This window comes from Curvibacter sp. T50, assembly GCF_057219955.1.
Genome location: NZ_JBXVVU010000001.1, coordinates 373,599 through 387,374, shown reverse-complemented (window position 1 = coordinate 387,374; position 13,776 = coordinate 373,599). Strand labels below are relative to the sequence as shown.

17 protein-coding genes are annotated in these 13,776 nt (G+C 61.4%); 9 read left to right on the top strand and 8 right to left on the bottom strand.

Features of this window, described 5'->3' with window-relative positions; all coding sequences use genetic code 11:
* Positions 1-11: 11 nt before the first annotated feature.
* Positions 12-263: a 30S ribosomal protein S16 gene (gene rpsP / locus AC2EBU_RS01795; protein WP_484608674.1), complete on the bottom strand. Its 252-nt coding sequence runs from the start codon at positions 261-263 to the stop codon at positions 12-14.
* Positions 264-369: 106 nt separating this feature from the next.
* On the opposite strand from rpsP, the gene AC2EBU_RS01790 reads away from it, so the two are divergent.
* Positions 370-894: a GNAT family N-acetyltransferase gene (locus AC2EBU_RS01790; protein ID WP_484608673.1), complete on the top strand. Its 525-nt coding sequence runs from the start codon at positions 370-372 to the stop codon at positions 892-894.
* A 5-nt stretch (positions 895-899) separates the two neighbouring features.
* Complete coding sequence (locus AC2EBU_RS01785; RefSeq protein ID WP_484608672.1) at positions 900-1,346, top strand: TM2 domain-containing protein; 447 nt, start codon at positions 900-902, stop codon at positions 1,344-1,346.
* Between the two features lie 107 nt (positions 1,347-1,453).
* Here AC2EBU_RS01785 and folK read toward each other — a convergent pair whose 3' ends face one another.
* The 5 genes from folK to AC2EBU_RS01760 form a co-directional block, all read right to left on the bottom strand.
* Positions 1,454-1,891 carry a 2-amino-4-hydroxy-6-hydroxymethyldihydropteridine diphosphokinase gene (folK, locus tag AC2EBU_RS01780; protein WP_484610094.1) on the bottom strand — a complete coding sequence of 146 codons (438 nt, stop codon included), beginning with the start codon at positions 1,889-1,891 and terminating at the stop codon, positions 1,454-1,456.
* Between the two features lie 44 nt (positions 1,892-1,935).
* Positions 1,936-3,519, bottom strand: coding sequence for a polynucleotide adenylyltransferase PcnB (gene pcnB / locus AC2EBU_RS01775; RefSeq protein ID WP_484608671.1), 1,584 nt, complete (start codon positions 3,517-3,519; stop codon positions 1,936-1,938).
* Positions 3,520-3,586: 67 nt separating this feature from the next.
* The gene (locus AC2EBU_RS01770) at positions 3,587-4,255 is read right to left on the bottom strand and encodes an HAD family hydrolase (protein WP_484608670.1); all 669 of its coding nucleotides are present in this window, start codon (positions 4,253-4,255) and stop codon (positions 3,587-3,589) included.
* Positions 4,252-4,938 carry a DnaA regulatory inactivator Hda gene (hda, locus tag AC2EBU_RS01765; RefSeq protein ID WP_484608669.1) on the bottom strand — a complete coding sequence of 229 codons (687 nt, stop codon included), beginning with the start codon at positions 4,936-4,938 and terminating at the stop codon, positions 4,252-4,254. Before hda ends, AC2EBU_RS01770 begins: the two co-directional genes overlap by 4 nt.
* Positions 4,939-4,949: 11 nt before the next feature.
* The gene (locus AC2EBU_RS01760; RefSeq protein WP_484608668.1) at positions 4,950-6,032 is read right to left on the bottom strand and encodes an AI-2E family transporter; all 1,083 of its coding nucleotides are present in this window, start codon (positions 6,030-6,032) and stop codon (positions 4,950-4,952) included.
* 111 nt (positions 6,033-6,143) lie between these two features.
* On the opposite strand from AC2EBU_RS01760, the gene purM reads away from it, so the two are divergent.
* Positions 6,144-7,199 carry a phosphoribosylformylglycinamidine cyclo-ligase gene (gene purM, locus AC2EBU_RS01755; RefSeq protein WP_484608667.1) on the top strand — a complete coding sequence of 352 codons (1,056 nt, stop codon included), beginning with the start codon at positions 6,144-6,146 and terminating at the stop codon, positions 7,197-7,199.
* A 166-nt stretch (positions 7,200-7,365) separates the two neighbouring features.
* On the opposite strand, the gene murJ is transcribed toward purM, so the two are convergent.
* Complete coding sequence (gene murJ, locus AC2EBU_RS01750) at positions 7,366-8,931, bottom strand: murein biosynthesis integral membrane protein MurJ (RefSeq protein WP_484608666.1); 1,566 nt, start codon at positions 8,929-8,931, stop codon at positions 7,366-7,368.
* Positions 8,932-9,046: 115 nt separating this feature from the next.
* Here murJ and rpsT point away from each other — a divergent pair, with 115 nt between their 5' ends.
* The gene (gene rpsT / locus AC2EBU_RS01745) at positions 9,047-9,343 is read left to right on the top strand and encodes a 30S ribosomal protein S20 (protein ID WP_484608665.1); all 297 of its coding nucleotides are present in this window, start codon (positions 9,047-9,049) and stop codon (positions 9,341-9,343) included.
* 123 nt (positions 9,344-9,466) lie between these two features.
* Here the strand turns inward: rpsT and AC2EBU_RS01740 are convergent, their stop codons facing one another.
* Positions 9,467-9,793: a DUF3579 domain-containing protein gene (locus AC2EBU_RS01740; RefSeq protein ID WP_484608664.1), complete on the bottom strand. Its 327-nt coding sequence runs from the start codon at positions 9,791-9,793 to the stop codon at positions 9,467-9,469.
* Between the two features lie 205 nt (positions 9,794-9,998).
* Between AC2EBU_RS01740 and AC2EBU_RS01735 the strand changes: the two genes are divergently transcribed.
* Genes AC2EBU_RS01735 through AC2EBU_RS01715 form a run of 5 tightly spaced genes read left to right on the top strand, consistent with a single transcriptional unit; the run spans position 9,999 to position 13,714 of the window.
* Complete coding sequence (locus AC2EBU_RS01735; protein ID WP_484608663.1) at positions 9,999-11,210, top strand: acetylornithine/succinylornithine family transaminase; 1,212 nt, start codon at positions 9,999-10,001, stop codon at positions 11,208-11,210.
* 2 nt (positions 11,211-11,212) lie between these two features.
* Complete coding sequence (gene argF / locus AC2EBU_RS01730) at positions 11,213-12,148, top strand: ornithine carbamoyltransferase (protein ID WP_484610093.1); 936 nt, start codon at positions 11,213-11,215, stop codon at positions 12,146-12,148.
* Positions 12,149-12,156: 8 nt separating this feature from the next.
* Positions 12,157-12,459: a YkgJ family cysteine cluster protein gene (locus AC2EBU_RS01725; RefSeq protein WP_484608662.1), complete on the top strand. Its 303-nt coding sequence runs from the start codon at positions 12,157-12,159 to the stop codon at positions 12,457-12,459.
* A 5-nt stretch (positions 12,460-12,464) separates the two neighbouring features.
* Entirely contained in the window at positions 12,465-12,785 is a 321-nt protein-coding gene (locus AC2EBU_RS01720; RefSeq protein WP_484608661.1) for a YkgJ family cysteine cluster protein, read from the top strand.
* 11 nt (positions 12,786-12,796) lie between these two features.
* Entirely contained in the window at positions 12,797-13,714 is a 918-nt protein-coding gene (locus AC2EBU_RS01715) for a class I SAM-dependent methyltransferase (protein WP_484608660.1), read from the top strand.
* The last annotated feature ends 62 nt before the right edge of the window (positions 13,715-13,776 follow it).

Genomic DNA, 13,776 nt, shown 5'->3' with positions numbered 1-13,776 from the left:
AGCCAAGCGGATCAGGCTGCCTTGGCAGCGGCTTGCTTGATGAGACGTTCTACCGTGGGAGAAGGCTGGGCGCCGACACCGCGCCAGTACGTCAGGCGATCCTGTGCAATGCGAAGGCCTTCTTCCCCTTCGACTGCCGTCGGATTGTAGAAACCGATACGCTCGATGAAACGCCCGTCGCGACGGACTCGTTTGTCGGCCACGACAATATTGAAGAAGGGACGGCCTTTGGCGCCGCCACGAGCGAGACGAATGACAACCATGATTTATCCTGTGGGTGGAAGTGAGTTTTTCTCAGCGTTTGAGACACGCGACATGGCCACCCGGCCAGCGACACACTGAAAACCGAGCATTATAACCCCCCAATCTATGCTGATGATTCGACCCAGCGGTGACGGCGATGTGCCGGCGATCACCGAAATCTACGCCCACCATGTCTGCCACGGTACCGGGACCTTCGAAATTGATCCACCCTCGCTCATCGACATGCGGACCCGCCGCGAAGATGTACTTTCCAAAGGACTGCCATGGCTGGTCGCGGAAGACGCAGGACAGGTCGTTGGCTATGCCTACTGCAACTGGTTCAAGCCGCGACCGGCCTATCGGTATTCCGCAGAAGATTCCATCTATCTTGCCCCGAACGTCAACGGGAAAGGTCTGGGTCGCCTGCTACTGGCTGAGTTGTGCGCTCAGGCTCAACGCGCAGGCATTCGCAAACTCATTGCTGTGATCGGAGATTCGTCAAATGCCGGCTCGATCGGAGTTCACCGAACGGTTGGCTTCCGTGACGTCGGTGTCCTGCGCGCCTGCGGCTGGAAATTCGATCGCTGGCTTGATGTGGTGCTGATGGAGAAGGCACTTGGCCCGGGCGACTCCACACCTCCGGGGGCTTGAACATCATGAAAAGCAAGACCATTGCAGCCTGGTTGACCTTTTTCGGCGGTCCGCTCGGCCTACATCGTTTCTATCTGTTCGGACTGTCCGACCTCATTGGCTGGCTACTTCCGATTCCTACCGCGCTTGGCCTTTATGGCGTCACCCGTGTGCAGCAGTTCGGCCTGGACGATCAGCTCAGCTGGATACTGATTCCCCTGCTCGGCTTTGTGATCGCGGGTTGCGCGCTGAATGCAATCATCTACGGTCTCATGACAAGCGAAGGTTGGAACCGCCGTTTCAACCCGACAGCGGCTGCGGATGCACCGGCGGGAAACACCAGCTGGCTCACCGTGGGTGCGATCGTCGCATCGCTTCTTATCGGGACCACCATCCTGATGGGCAGCATCGTCTACGGGTTCCAACGGTACTTCGAATACCAGATTGAGGAAGCCCGCAGGATTTCACAGTAGCGGGCGTGTCGGAGGAAACCGACGCCCAGAGAATGTCTGAGCCGCGCCGGAACCGCCAGGCGTCGCGTTGGCAGACCCCGGCGCCGGCAAAACCTGTACTGGTTCGCTCAGAGGAGACGCTGGATGGTCTGCGCCTCGACTGCAAGGAGGGCATCCGGCGCGACCCGATCTGGCGCAATTTCAGCCATCGGCACCAACACAAAAGCGCGAGCATTCATGCGAGGATGGGGAACGGTGAGTGACGGACTCTGAATAGTCGCCGATCCGTAGACCAGCAAATCCAGATCCAGAGTGCGCGGCGCGTTCGGGTAAGGCCGCACGCGCCCCGCCTTTTGCTCAACGGACTGAAGATGCCGCAGAAGGTCAGGGGCAGCAAGACCGGTTTCCAGCAGCGCAACGGCATTCACAAAATCAGGGCCGCCGGCGTCAACTGGCGCCGTACGATAGAACCCCGAATGCCTCACCAGCCGTGACAACGGCAGTCGGCGCAGTTCATCCAGTGCGGCGCGCAATTGGCCTATCGAATCGCCCAGATTGGAACCCAGCCCGACGTACGCGTCGACAGGATTCGCGCACCCGGGACGACCGATCAGGATCCCTCCGGCGGTACGGAAGGATCGCCTCCCGTACGACGGCGCCTGCGCCGACGTCTACGGACGGGCGTTGCGCCTTCTGGTTCGGATCCTATTTCAGAAGACATGGGCAAGCGCGAAGGCATTTCGTCGGCAAGTGGCGAAGAACCCGCCTCGCGGGCCTTCGTTTCGCCGGAGCCGCCTCGCGTATCGCGAACCCGGCGGGGCTTGCGTCCGTTCGAATCCCGAATCTGCTGGATCAAGTCTTCGCGCACTGAGTCATCGCCGACGCTGAATTCCTGCCACCAGTCGGCCAGGGCAACATCAACCTCACCGACGTCCGCGCGCAAACGCAGAAAGTCGAAGCCAGCCCGAAAACGTGGCTGCTCGACCAAGCTGTACGGCGTTGTGCCGATTCGCCGGTCAAAGCGCAACTGCATCATCCAGATTTCCCGCATGTCGGCACCGAGTCTGCCGCGTCCACTGACATCGCCGATACGTTCGTCAAAGACGACATCAATCGCCGATTGCATGGCCGGGTGGGTGTGTTCGCCCGCAGAAATCCGTTGCTGCCAGCCCGTCTGAACGTCCGGCCAGAGCACACACGCGAGCAGAAAACTCGGGGCAACGGGTTTGCTCTCGCCGACCCGCCGGTCGGTGTCGGACAGCGCTGCCGCGATAAACGGATGCGCTGAGCGCTCCACAATCAGATCGAGCAAAGGGTACACGCCCTGCCCCAGTCCGAGTGCCTGCAACTGCGCCACACTGCCGACACCATGGCCGGTTTGAAGGAGCTTGAGCATTTCGTCAAACAAGCGGCTTTGCGGCACGTCGGACAGGAGGCCGCGCATGGAGACCAGCGGCTTGGCCGATCGCGGCTCCAGTCGGAAGCCGAGCGGCGCCAGCTTCGCAGCGAACCGGACTGCCCGCAAGATGCGCACCGGATCCTCCCGGTACCGGGCGACCGGGTCACCGATCAGACGCAAAAGCCTGCCCGCCGAATCATCGATACCCCGGTGGTAATCCACCAGGATCTGCGACTCTGGCTCGTAGTAGAGCGCGTTGACGGTGAAGTCCCGTCGTGTCGCATCTTCATCCTGAGGGCCCCAGACATTGTCACGAAGCACCCGCCCGGAGGTGTCGACGGCATGCTGCATGCCGGCCAGTGCTTGTTTGCCCGTTTTCTCGTTTCCAGTCACTGCTTCGGCGGCGGCCGCGTCCATATAGGCCCGGAAGGTGGAAACTTCAATCACCTCATGGTCGCGCCCGCGGCCGAAAACGACATGAACAATCCGAAAGCGCCGCCCGATGATGAACGCTCGCCTAAACAAAGACTTGACCTGCTCCGGTGTTGCGTTGGTTGCGACATCGAAGTCTTTCGGGCGAAGTCCGAGCAACAGGTCCCGAACGGCCCCACCGACGACATAGGCCTCATACCCTGCCTGGCGCAATGTACGAGTGACCGTAACCGCACGTTCGTCAACCAGTTCGGGATTGATCCGGTGAACGCTCGGCGGTATTTCGACACGGCGCCCGAAATCAGGCTTACGAGACCGCCCTGAGGGCTTGCCGAGCAGCTTGTCGATGAGTTTTTTGATCATGTGTTCTTTCGATACCGCCCATTCTCGCAGCGCGTTGGCGGCAGAGGCCGCGTCGGAGAACGCTGCTTCAATTGCCAAATAGATCCAGGACCCGCCATCCCCGAGCCTGAGCTATTTCGCGCAGCGCGGGCGCCGGATTGGTGGCCACCGCGGTGTCAACCTTCTCAAGCAAAGGCAGATCATTGGTGGAGTCGGAGTAAAAAGTGCTGGAAACGTCTGACCAGCCGAGCCCACGTTGAGCCAGCCACTGCCCAACCCGGTCGACTTTGCCACCCCGAAACGATGCAATGCCCTGGATCTCCCCGGTGAACCAGCCGCTTGGGTCCCGCTCCAGTTCCACCGCAATCAGATGATCGACGCCGAAAGCATCCGCAATCGGCCGCGTAATGAACTCGTTGGTCGCCGTCACGATCACCAGTTCATCGCCCGCGTTGCGATGAGACTGCACCAGTTCGAGTGCCTGCGGCTTGATGGCCGGAAAAATGACCTCCCGCATGAACGCCTCATGAGCCCGTGCAGCGGCCTGAGCGCCCCGACTCCGGATCGGTCCGGTAGCGAACCGTATGTACTCATGAACATCCAGCACCCCGGCCTGGTACTGCGCGAAGAATTCGTCGTTCATGCGGCGAAACTCGACCGGGTCAGTCCAGCCGATTCGGGTTGTGAATTCTCCCCATGAGTGGTCTGAATCAATCGGGAGCAAGGTGTAATCCAGGTCAAACAAAACCAGATTCATTCACTCTCCAGCATCGCCCTGAGCAAGGGCAGGGTCACGTTACGCTTGTTTTGCAGTGCGAAGCGATCGAGCCGATCCAGCAGCGCCATCAAACTGCCGAGATCCCGGGGAAACCGACCCAGTATGTAGTCGATAACCTCGTCCGCAAGAAACATCCCGCGGGCATCGGCGGCTTTTCGCAATACCGCCCGACGCTCCGACTCCGAAGGGGGATGCAACTGGAAAACATGGCCCCAGCCCAGCCGGGAACGAAGATCGTCGCGCAAGGCCAGATCGGCCGGTGGCATCGCGCCACAGGCCAACACCCAACGGGCTTCTCCCGAAGACGGCGACAACGCATTGACAAACCAGTTGAATGCCACCTGCTGCCCGGTGGAATCCAGACGATCGACATCGTCCATCATGACAGCACCCCACGAATCATCGAACTCTCCGGCGTCCGACGCGGTCGCATCCAACCAGCCTACCCGCACTCCGCGGTCGGTCAATGCGTGACGAACGGCTTTCAGCAGGTGCGTTTTTCCGCTGCCCGATCCACCCCACAGGTAGGTTGGAACAGGTGATCGGGTCGGACTGCCGACCCATAAACGCAAGTGGGCAAGAACGGCTTCATTTTCGCCCGGTGCGAAGCTGTTCAGGGTCGACTCCACGCCCAGGCCGATGTCCAGTATGAGCTGCTTCATGGAATGTCCACTCATCCGCTGCTGCGGCCCCGGTAAAGTGGGCTGGCGCGATAGGTCGACTCCAGCCGGCGCAAGGCAACCAGCAATACGGCGCTGACCGGCAATGCGATGAGGACACCGACGAAACCGAACAGCTGACCGAAAGCGAGGAGCATGAAAATCACCGCCAGCGGGTGCAGTCCGATACGGTCACCCAGAAGGCGCGGGGTCAGGTACAGACTTTCCATGACTTGCCCCAGACCATAGACAACGGCCACCATCAGCACCGCCTTGACTGCGGCGAACTGCAACAGACCCGACAAAAAGGCAAGGACCAGTCCAATACCGAAGCCCACATAAGGTACGAATATCGCCAGACCGGTAAACACACCGATCGGCAAGGACAGATCCAAACCGAACAGCGCGAGAAAGAGGCTGTAGTAGACCGCAAGCACCAGCATCACGAGCAGTTGGCCGCGCAAGTACTGCCCGAGCACAGCGTCAGCCTCGTCCATGAAGCTGTCGTAGGCAGGCCGAACTGCAGGGGGCACCAGTTCCACGATTCGTCGGACGAAGGCGTCCCAATCAAGCAAAAGGTAAAACAGGACCACCGGAATCAGCACCGCATTGCCAACAATGGCAAGCGCCACGCTGCCGCCGAGTTTCAGCGAAGTAAGAACCGAGCCAAGGGCATCCTCGACATTGGCGTTGAGGTACTTCAGAACAAACGCCTTGAGGCTGTCCACGTCCAGGGCGAAGCCGATACCCATTTGGGCCAGCGCCGGCTGTAGCGCTGCATTCATCCGATCCAGAAGGAGCGGCACCTGTTCGCGCATCAGCGGTATCTCTTTGGCCAGTATAGGCACCAGCATCAGAAGCAAGCCTGTCAGCGCCAGCAGAAACAGGGTCTCGACCAGCAGCACCCCGACAACCCGCGGCATTCTGCCCCCCAATACCCCATCGATCCAGTTGACCACGGGGTTGAGTGCATAGGCCAGTACGGCAGCCACCACAAAAGGCGTCAGCACCGGCCCCAGCCACCAAAGCAGCAGGCCGCACAGGGCGGCAATTGCAAGCCAGGCAAAGGCCCGCTTCTGGGTGGCGGTGAACTGCATGCGACTGATGTGGGGGCGAGGGCAAACCCTTAGAATGAGGCACGAATTCTAGACGCCCGGCCCTTCGCCGGACCGAAAACACACGCCACCCCGCACGCTTGCGGCTACACGATGACCCTGAATCCCCTCTCCTACAAAGACGCCGGTGTCGATATTGACGCCGGTGACGCCCTGGTGGAACGCATCAAACCGCTGGCCCGGCGGACCATGCGCGAAGGCGTTCTGGCCGGCATCGGTGGCTTTGGGGCGCTCTTTGAGGTACCCAAACGCTACCGCGAACCGGTTCTTGTGAGTGGAACTGACGGTGTTGGCACGAAACTCAAGCTTGCATTCGACTGGGGCCGGCACGACACCGTGGGTATCGATCTCGTGGCAATGAGTGTCAACGATGTGCTGGTTCAGGGTGCCGAGCCGCTGTTCTTTCTGGACTACTTCGCCTGTGGAAAGCTCGACGTTGACACCGCTGCCTCCGTCGTGGGGGGTATCGCACGTGGCTGCGAGCTATCGGGATGTGCCCTGATCGGCGGGGAAACGGCCGAAATGCCGGGCATGTACCCGCCGGGCGAATACGACCTCGCCGGATTCGCCGTGGGCGCGGTGGAGAAATCCGAAATCCTTACGGGTGCCGGCGTCCGCCCGGGTGATGTCGTGCTGGGCTTGTCATCCAGTGGCGTCCACTCGAACGGGTTCTCTCTCGTGCGTCGCTGTATCGAACGTGCCGGCGACAAATGCCCCATGGAGCTCGACGGCAAGCCGTTCCGACAGGCGATCATGGAGCCGACCCGCTTGTACGTCCGCTCCATTCTGCGGGCGTTGGAACGCCACAACCGCGTCAGCGGCACGCCCCCCGCGATCAAGGCGCTGGCGCACATCACCGGCGGCGGGTTGCTGGAAAACATCCCACGAGTCCTGCCCGAAGGCCTGTCCGCTCACCTTCGCCACGGAAGCTGGCCGCGCAGCGAACTGTTTGCCTGGCTGCAACGCACGGCCGCCATTGATGACCGGGAGATGAACCGTACATTCAACAACGGTATCGGGATGATCCTTGTTGTGGACCCGGAAGCGGCTCAGGACTGCGCAGCCACCCTGCGCGCCGAAGGGGAGTCGGTCCATGTGATCGGCAGCATTCAACCGCGCGCCGGCCGAGACGCCGTGATCATCGATTGACCCGCCCAAAACGTCGGTGGACCGGCATTCCGATACTATTATTTTAATAGCGTACAACGACCTTTTGACGCTGGGTATCGGCAGAAAACGACCCAAAAAGAACGAAAACAACCCCTGGGGCGGCATTGCGCCAGTCGCAACAGCCGCGGTGGCGGGTGCGACACCCTCAGCGGCGCAGGAACTGCCGCAGCCGCACGCCTGCAGCCAACAGCGCACCCGCATAGAGGGCCATCGCGGCGACGACGACGGCCGCCATCAGGCCGATCCGATGCCATGGCTGCCCGCGCAGTCCAACCCAGTCCCATTTGCCCGCGGTCCACAGCAAAAACACCGTCAACAACGCGCAGGCGGCAAAAACCTGTGCGGAGAAAACCAGCCAGCCGGGCCGTGGCTGGTAGCTGCCACGACGGTAAAGGCCCACGCCCAGCCAGGCGGCGTTGATCAATGCCCCCAGGCCAATCGATAGCGTCAGCGCGGCATGTTGCAGATGAGGCACCAGCAGCCAGTTGAAAACCTGCGTCAGCACCAGCACAACCAGCGCAATTTTCACAGGGGTGCGCGTATCCATCTGGGCAAAATATCCCGGCGCCAGAACCTTGATGGCAATCAGGCCGAGCAGCCCGGCACCCCACCCTTTGAGCGCCAGAGCGGTCTGGGTAACGTCGCGAGCCGTAAATGCTCCGTAGTGAAACAGTGTAGAAACCAAGGGCGTTGCAAACGTCAGCAAAGCCACCGCACACGGCGCCGCCAGCAATACGACAAGACGCAACCCCCAGTCCAGCAGGTCAGAGTATTGGACGGCATCTGCCGCGGCCCGTGCAGCCGCCAACTGGGGCATCAGGACCACCCCAAGGGCAACCCCCAGCATTGCAGTGGGGAACTCCATCAGCCGGTCGGCATAGGTAATCCAGCTCACACTACCCGCCGCCAGGTGCGAAGCGATCTGGGTATTGACGATCAGCGATAGCTGGGCAACACCGACCCCCAGCAAAGCAGGCGCCATGAGCGACAGCACACGCCGTGTGCCCGAGTCAGCAACCGCGCCCCGCAGCCCGCCGATAGCCAGCGTCGGTCGCGGCAATACGCCCAGTTTCAACAAAGCCGGAATCTGGAGCCCCAGCTGCAGTACCCCGCCCAGCATGACGCCAGCCGCGAGCGCGTAGATGGGCTCGATTCCCCAGCGGAGAAACAGCGGTGCGCCCAGCCATGCCGCACCAATCATGGCCAGATTCAGCAGGACTGGTGTCGCCGCCGGCACGGCAAATCGACGCCAGGTGTTCAGAATTCCGGCAGACAGCGCCACCAAGGACATGAACGCGATGTAGGGAAACATCCAACGCGTCATGAACACCGCAGCCTCGAAGCCACGCGGGTCGGTTTTGAGTCCACTGGCCATCAGCCACACGAGTACCGGGGCACCCGCCACACCGATCACACACAAACACAGCAAAGCCGCCGACAGGATCGACGCTACGTGATTGACCAATTGCCGTGTTGCCTCGTCACCGTGCTCGGCCCGGGTTGCCGCCAGAGCCGGCACAAACGCCTGGCTGAACGCGCCTTCGGCAAAAAACCGCCGAAACAGATTGGGTATCCGAAACGCGACGTTGAACGCGTCCGTCATGGCACTGGCCCCGAATGCGGAGGCAATCAGGAGTTCCCGCGCAAGCCCGGTCACACGCGAAGCGAGCGTCCAGAGCGAAACGGTCGAGGCGGATTTGAGCAGTGACACCGTCCAAGTGTAGCCCGCTACTTGAGCCTGCCCGGCGCTCAGGTTCGTCCCGGATCAGAAAAGCTATAATGTTTAGCTTTGCTGACAACATCCACAGACACTAGGAATCTGAATAATGGCATCTGGAAAACCGAAGAAAAAGAACCCGCGCCTCGCGTCGGGCCGCAAACGCGTCCGCCAGGACGTCAAGATCAATGCAGCAAACAGTTCGCTGCGTTCACGTTACCGCACCGCGGTCAAGAACGTGGAAAAAGCCGTGCTGGCAGGTGACAAAGCCAAAGCCACCGAGCTTTTCGGGAAAATGCAGGCGGTCGTCGACACGGTCGCCGACAAGGGCATCTTCCACAAGAACAAAGCCGCTCGCGACAAGAGCCGCCTCTCCGCCAAGGTCAAAGCCTTGGCCGTAGCCTGATCACCCCAGGCTTCAATCGCCCGTGGCCGAAACGGCCACGCCGTTTGTAACGGGTGCGCTGTCAGCAAAAAAGAAAAACCGCCTTCTCGGCGGTTTTTTCTTTGGTTGGGCGACAAGCCCGCTTCAAACCGAGGCCGGCGGCGAACTTTCGGGCACCAGACACGCCTCGACCGTCTGAAGCTGGTTGTCTCTGGCAAAGTTCATGACGAAATCCCAGGCCATTGGCTCATGCGCCTGCAGATCGCTGTGCACCACCACGCATTTGACGCTACCCAGTGTCGTCGGCACACACCATGGCGAGTAACCCAAATGACTTCCGGGGCGTGCCCCGCCGGGACGAAACTGACTCATGACACCCGCCAGCCGCTCAGCCCAATCGCTAGGCCGAAACGTACGCCCGTCCAGCGTGATCCCCTGGATAAAGACCTGTCTGGCGGTGAGAGAGCCCATCAAATGTCTGGTCGGTTGGATGGAATGCGCAGAACCTGAAACGACATGTTGCGCCGCACAATCATTCTATCTTATATAAGACTTGCGGCACGCCGGAAGCATCAGTGTCATGCACCATATTCACGAAACCGGCACGCTCAAAGGCCTAAAATCGCCCTTGGCTGGCCCGAAAACCGGGCCGCTTGCCTTTTGACTGGAGCCCCGAATGACTACCGTGATCGAAGCCGCCTCTCCGCACACCATGAACACCTATGGCCGTCTGCCTATCGCTCTCAGCCATGGGCAGGGGTGCCGGGTGTGGGACGTCAACGGCAAGTCGTACCTTGACGCATTGGCCGGGATAGCGGTCAACACGCTGGGGCACAACCACCCGAAACTGGTCCCCGCGCTTCAGGATCAGGTGGCGAAGCTGATTCATAGCTGCAACTATTACCACGTTCCTCACGCCGAGACTCTGGCCGCGAAACTCGTCGAGTTGTCGTCCATGACCAACGTGTTTTTTTGCTCTACCGGCTTGGAAGCCAACGAAGCCGCATTGAAGCTGGCGCGCAAGTTCGGCCATGACAAGGGCATCGAACGCCCTGAAATTGTGGTCTACGAAAAGGCCTTCCACGGCCGCTCGATCGCCACACTGAGCGCCACCGGAAACGAAAAAGTCCAAAAAGGCTTCGGACCCCTGGTGGAGGGGTTTATCCGGGTGCCTCTGAATGACATCGCGGCGCTGAAGAAGGCAACTGAAGGAAATCCGAATGTGGTTGCGGTTTTCTTCGAAACCATACAGGGTGAAGGGGGTGTCAACCCCATGCGGGCCGAGTACCTGCGGCAGATCCGGCAATTGTGTGACGAACGCGACTGGTTGCTCATGATCGACGAGGTCCAATGTGGCATGGGAAGGACCGGGAAATGGTTCGCCCACCAATGGGCGGGTATTGTTCCGGACGTCATGCCGCTGGCGAAAGGGCTGGGGTCGGGCGTGCCGGTGGGTGCCGTAGTGGCGGGGCCCCGGGCGGCCCATATTTTCCAGCCGGGCAATCACGGCACGACTTTTGGCGGCAACCCCCTTGCGATGCGCGCTGGCGTTGAGACCATTCGCATCATGGAGGAAGACGGCTTGATCGCCAACGCGGCGGCCGTGGGCGCGCAGATGCGCGCCTGGCTCGACGCCCGTTTGGGCAAGGTTTCCGGCGTTCGCGAAATCCGGGGCCAGGGTCTGATGCTGGGAATCGAACTGGACCGGCCCTGTGCCGCCCTGACCCTGCGGGCGGCGCAGGCTGGCCTGCTGATCAGCGTCACGGCCGACTCGGTCATCCGGCTGGTTCCACCGCTGATCATGACCAGCACCGAAGCCCAGGAAGTCGTCGACATTCTGGCGCCCCTGGTCTGCGAGTTTCTTGCCGAAGGTAACCCTGCGCCATGAGCATTCGTCACTATCTGAAGTTCAACGACCTGTCGGTGCGGGAATACGGTTACCTGCTCGAACGCTCCGCTCTCATCAAACGGAAATTCAAACAATACGAAAAGCACCACCCTCTGGTTGACCGCACCCTGGCGATGATCTTCGAGAAGGCCAGCACGCGCACCCGCGTGAGCTTCGAGGCGGGCATGTACCAGATGGGTGGCTCTGTGGTGCACCTGACCACCGGTGACAGCCAGCTCGGCCGTGCCGAACCCATCGAAGACAGCGCGCGGGTCATCAGCCGCATGGTCGATATCGTGATGATTCGCACCTTTGGTCAGGACAAGATCGAGAAATTTGCCCAGTTCTCTCGCGTACCGGTCATCAATGGCCTGACCAACGAATTCCACCCCTGCCAGATCCTCGCTGACCTGTTCACTCTGACCGAATACCGCCCGGCTCCTGGCGGCAATCCGCTGGACGCCATCAAAGGCAAAGTGGTCGCTTGGGTCGGCGACGGCAACAACATGGCCAACACCTGGCTGCAAGCGGCCGAACTGCTGGACTTCACCGTCCATGTGAGCACGCCCAGCGGCTACGAAGTCGATGCCCAACTCGCCGGGATATCCAACCCTGGCTGCTACCGGGTCTTCAGTGACCCCAAGGCAGCTTGCCAGGGCGCCGACCTGGTGACGACGGACGTGTGGACAAGCATGGGCTACGAAGCCGAGAACGAGGTGCGCCGCGCCGCCTTCAGGCAATGGTGTGTGGACACCGACATGATGGCCGTGGCCAAGCCCGACGCGCTGTTCATGCATTGCCTTCCGGCCCACCGCGGCGAGGAGGTGACAGCAGAAGTCATCGATGGCCCGCAGAGCGTGGTGTGGGACGAAGCCGAAAACCGGATGCATGTCCAGAAAGCACTAATGGAGTACCTGCTGCTGGGCCAGGTGGCCTGATTGACTCCGTGAACGTCTGCATCACCTGCGGCGCCTGCTGCGCGAGCTTCCGCGTGGACTTCTCGGTGTTCGAGACCGAGTCGGAAGGTGGCAGCGTACCTGACGGCCTTTGGGTTTCGATCTCTGAGGGCATTGCCCGCCTTCGCGGCACTGACTACGGTCGACCACGCTGCGCCGCATTGTGCGGCTCCGTCGGTGTGAGGGCGACCTGTGGCATCTACGAGTGGCGCCCCAGCCCCTGTCGCGAGTTTCCGGAAGGTGGGGAAGCCTGCGCGCAGGCCCGCCGCCGCCACGGACTGGCCGCACTCTGAACATCATGTCCGCCTGCATGACCTGCGGAGCCTGCTGCGCGGCCTACCGCGTGGAGTTCTCGGTGTACCAACTCGACGATGCCGGTGGCAGTGTCCCCGCCGTCTTCACCGAAACCGTGAACGGCAGTACCTGCCGCATGCGCGGAACCGGCGAAGTACCCATCCGCTGTGTCGCCCTCACCGGCACCGTCGGCGATTCGGTCGCATGCACGATCTACCACCGTCGCCCTGCGCCATGTCACGAGTTGCAGGTAGGCAGCTATGCGTGCGAGAAGGCCCGTACCCGCCACGGACTCCCCGATGTCGGTCCCGAAACCAACCGTTGAATCGGCCTCGTATGCACGCCCTGCTTGCCGCTATCGCCAACGCCACCATGCCGCCGGAGGCACGAAGAGTGTTCCACGGACGTGGCGGCCTGTTTCCTGGCAGCGAAGCCTGGACCCTGGATGCCTTTCCACCGGTCTGGGTGGTTACCAGATTCGGGCCTGTGACGGCCGAAGAACAGGCCGCGCTGACCGATGCCCTGCGCAGGCGCCACGACCAAACGACTCCGGGCGAGCCGCTGAACGCGGTATTGCAGACCCGATTTGCAGGGCGCAGCGAGACGACAGTGCTTGCCGGTGGCGTACCCGAGTCACACGTCGTGACCGAGGACAACACCTTCTACCGTATCAGCCTGCTGCGTGGCCAGAACCACGGCCTTTTCCTGGACATGGCGGAAGGCCGGCGCTGGGTGCGAGCCCATAGCCGGAACGCCAAGGTGCTCAACCTCTTTTCCTACACCTGCGCATTTTCGGTAGCCGCGATGCAAGGCGGCGCCCGGGAAGTGGTCAATGTCGACATGGCACGTGCCGCCTTGGTCACTGGCCAGCAGAACCACCGGATCAACGGCTTCGACAGCGGCGCGAGGTTTCTGGCGCACGATTTGTTCAATTCCTGGGGCAAGGTCGCGCGCATCGGGCCTTACGACCTTGTCATTGCCGACCCGCCAAGCTACCAGAAAGGCAGCTTCGTGGCGAACAAGGATTGGCCGCGCCTGGTGCGCCGGCTTCCGGACCTGATGCGCCCCGGCGCTCACGCCCTGCTTTGCATGAACGCACCCGAAATTCCCGAGCAGTTCCTGCGCGATCTGGTGGCTAAGGAGGCACCGGGGTTGGAGGTTCTGCAGCGTCTGGACAATCCGGCCGCGTTCGCCGACGTGTCACCAGACCGGGCACTCAAGGTGTTGGTAGCCCGCCTGCCGAACTTGGGCTGAGCGGGAGTTGCTTGACGCCTGAAGTATTTTTTCGCGGCGTTGGAAATTACCGACACCACGGC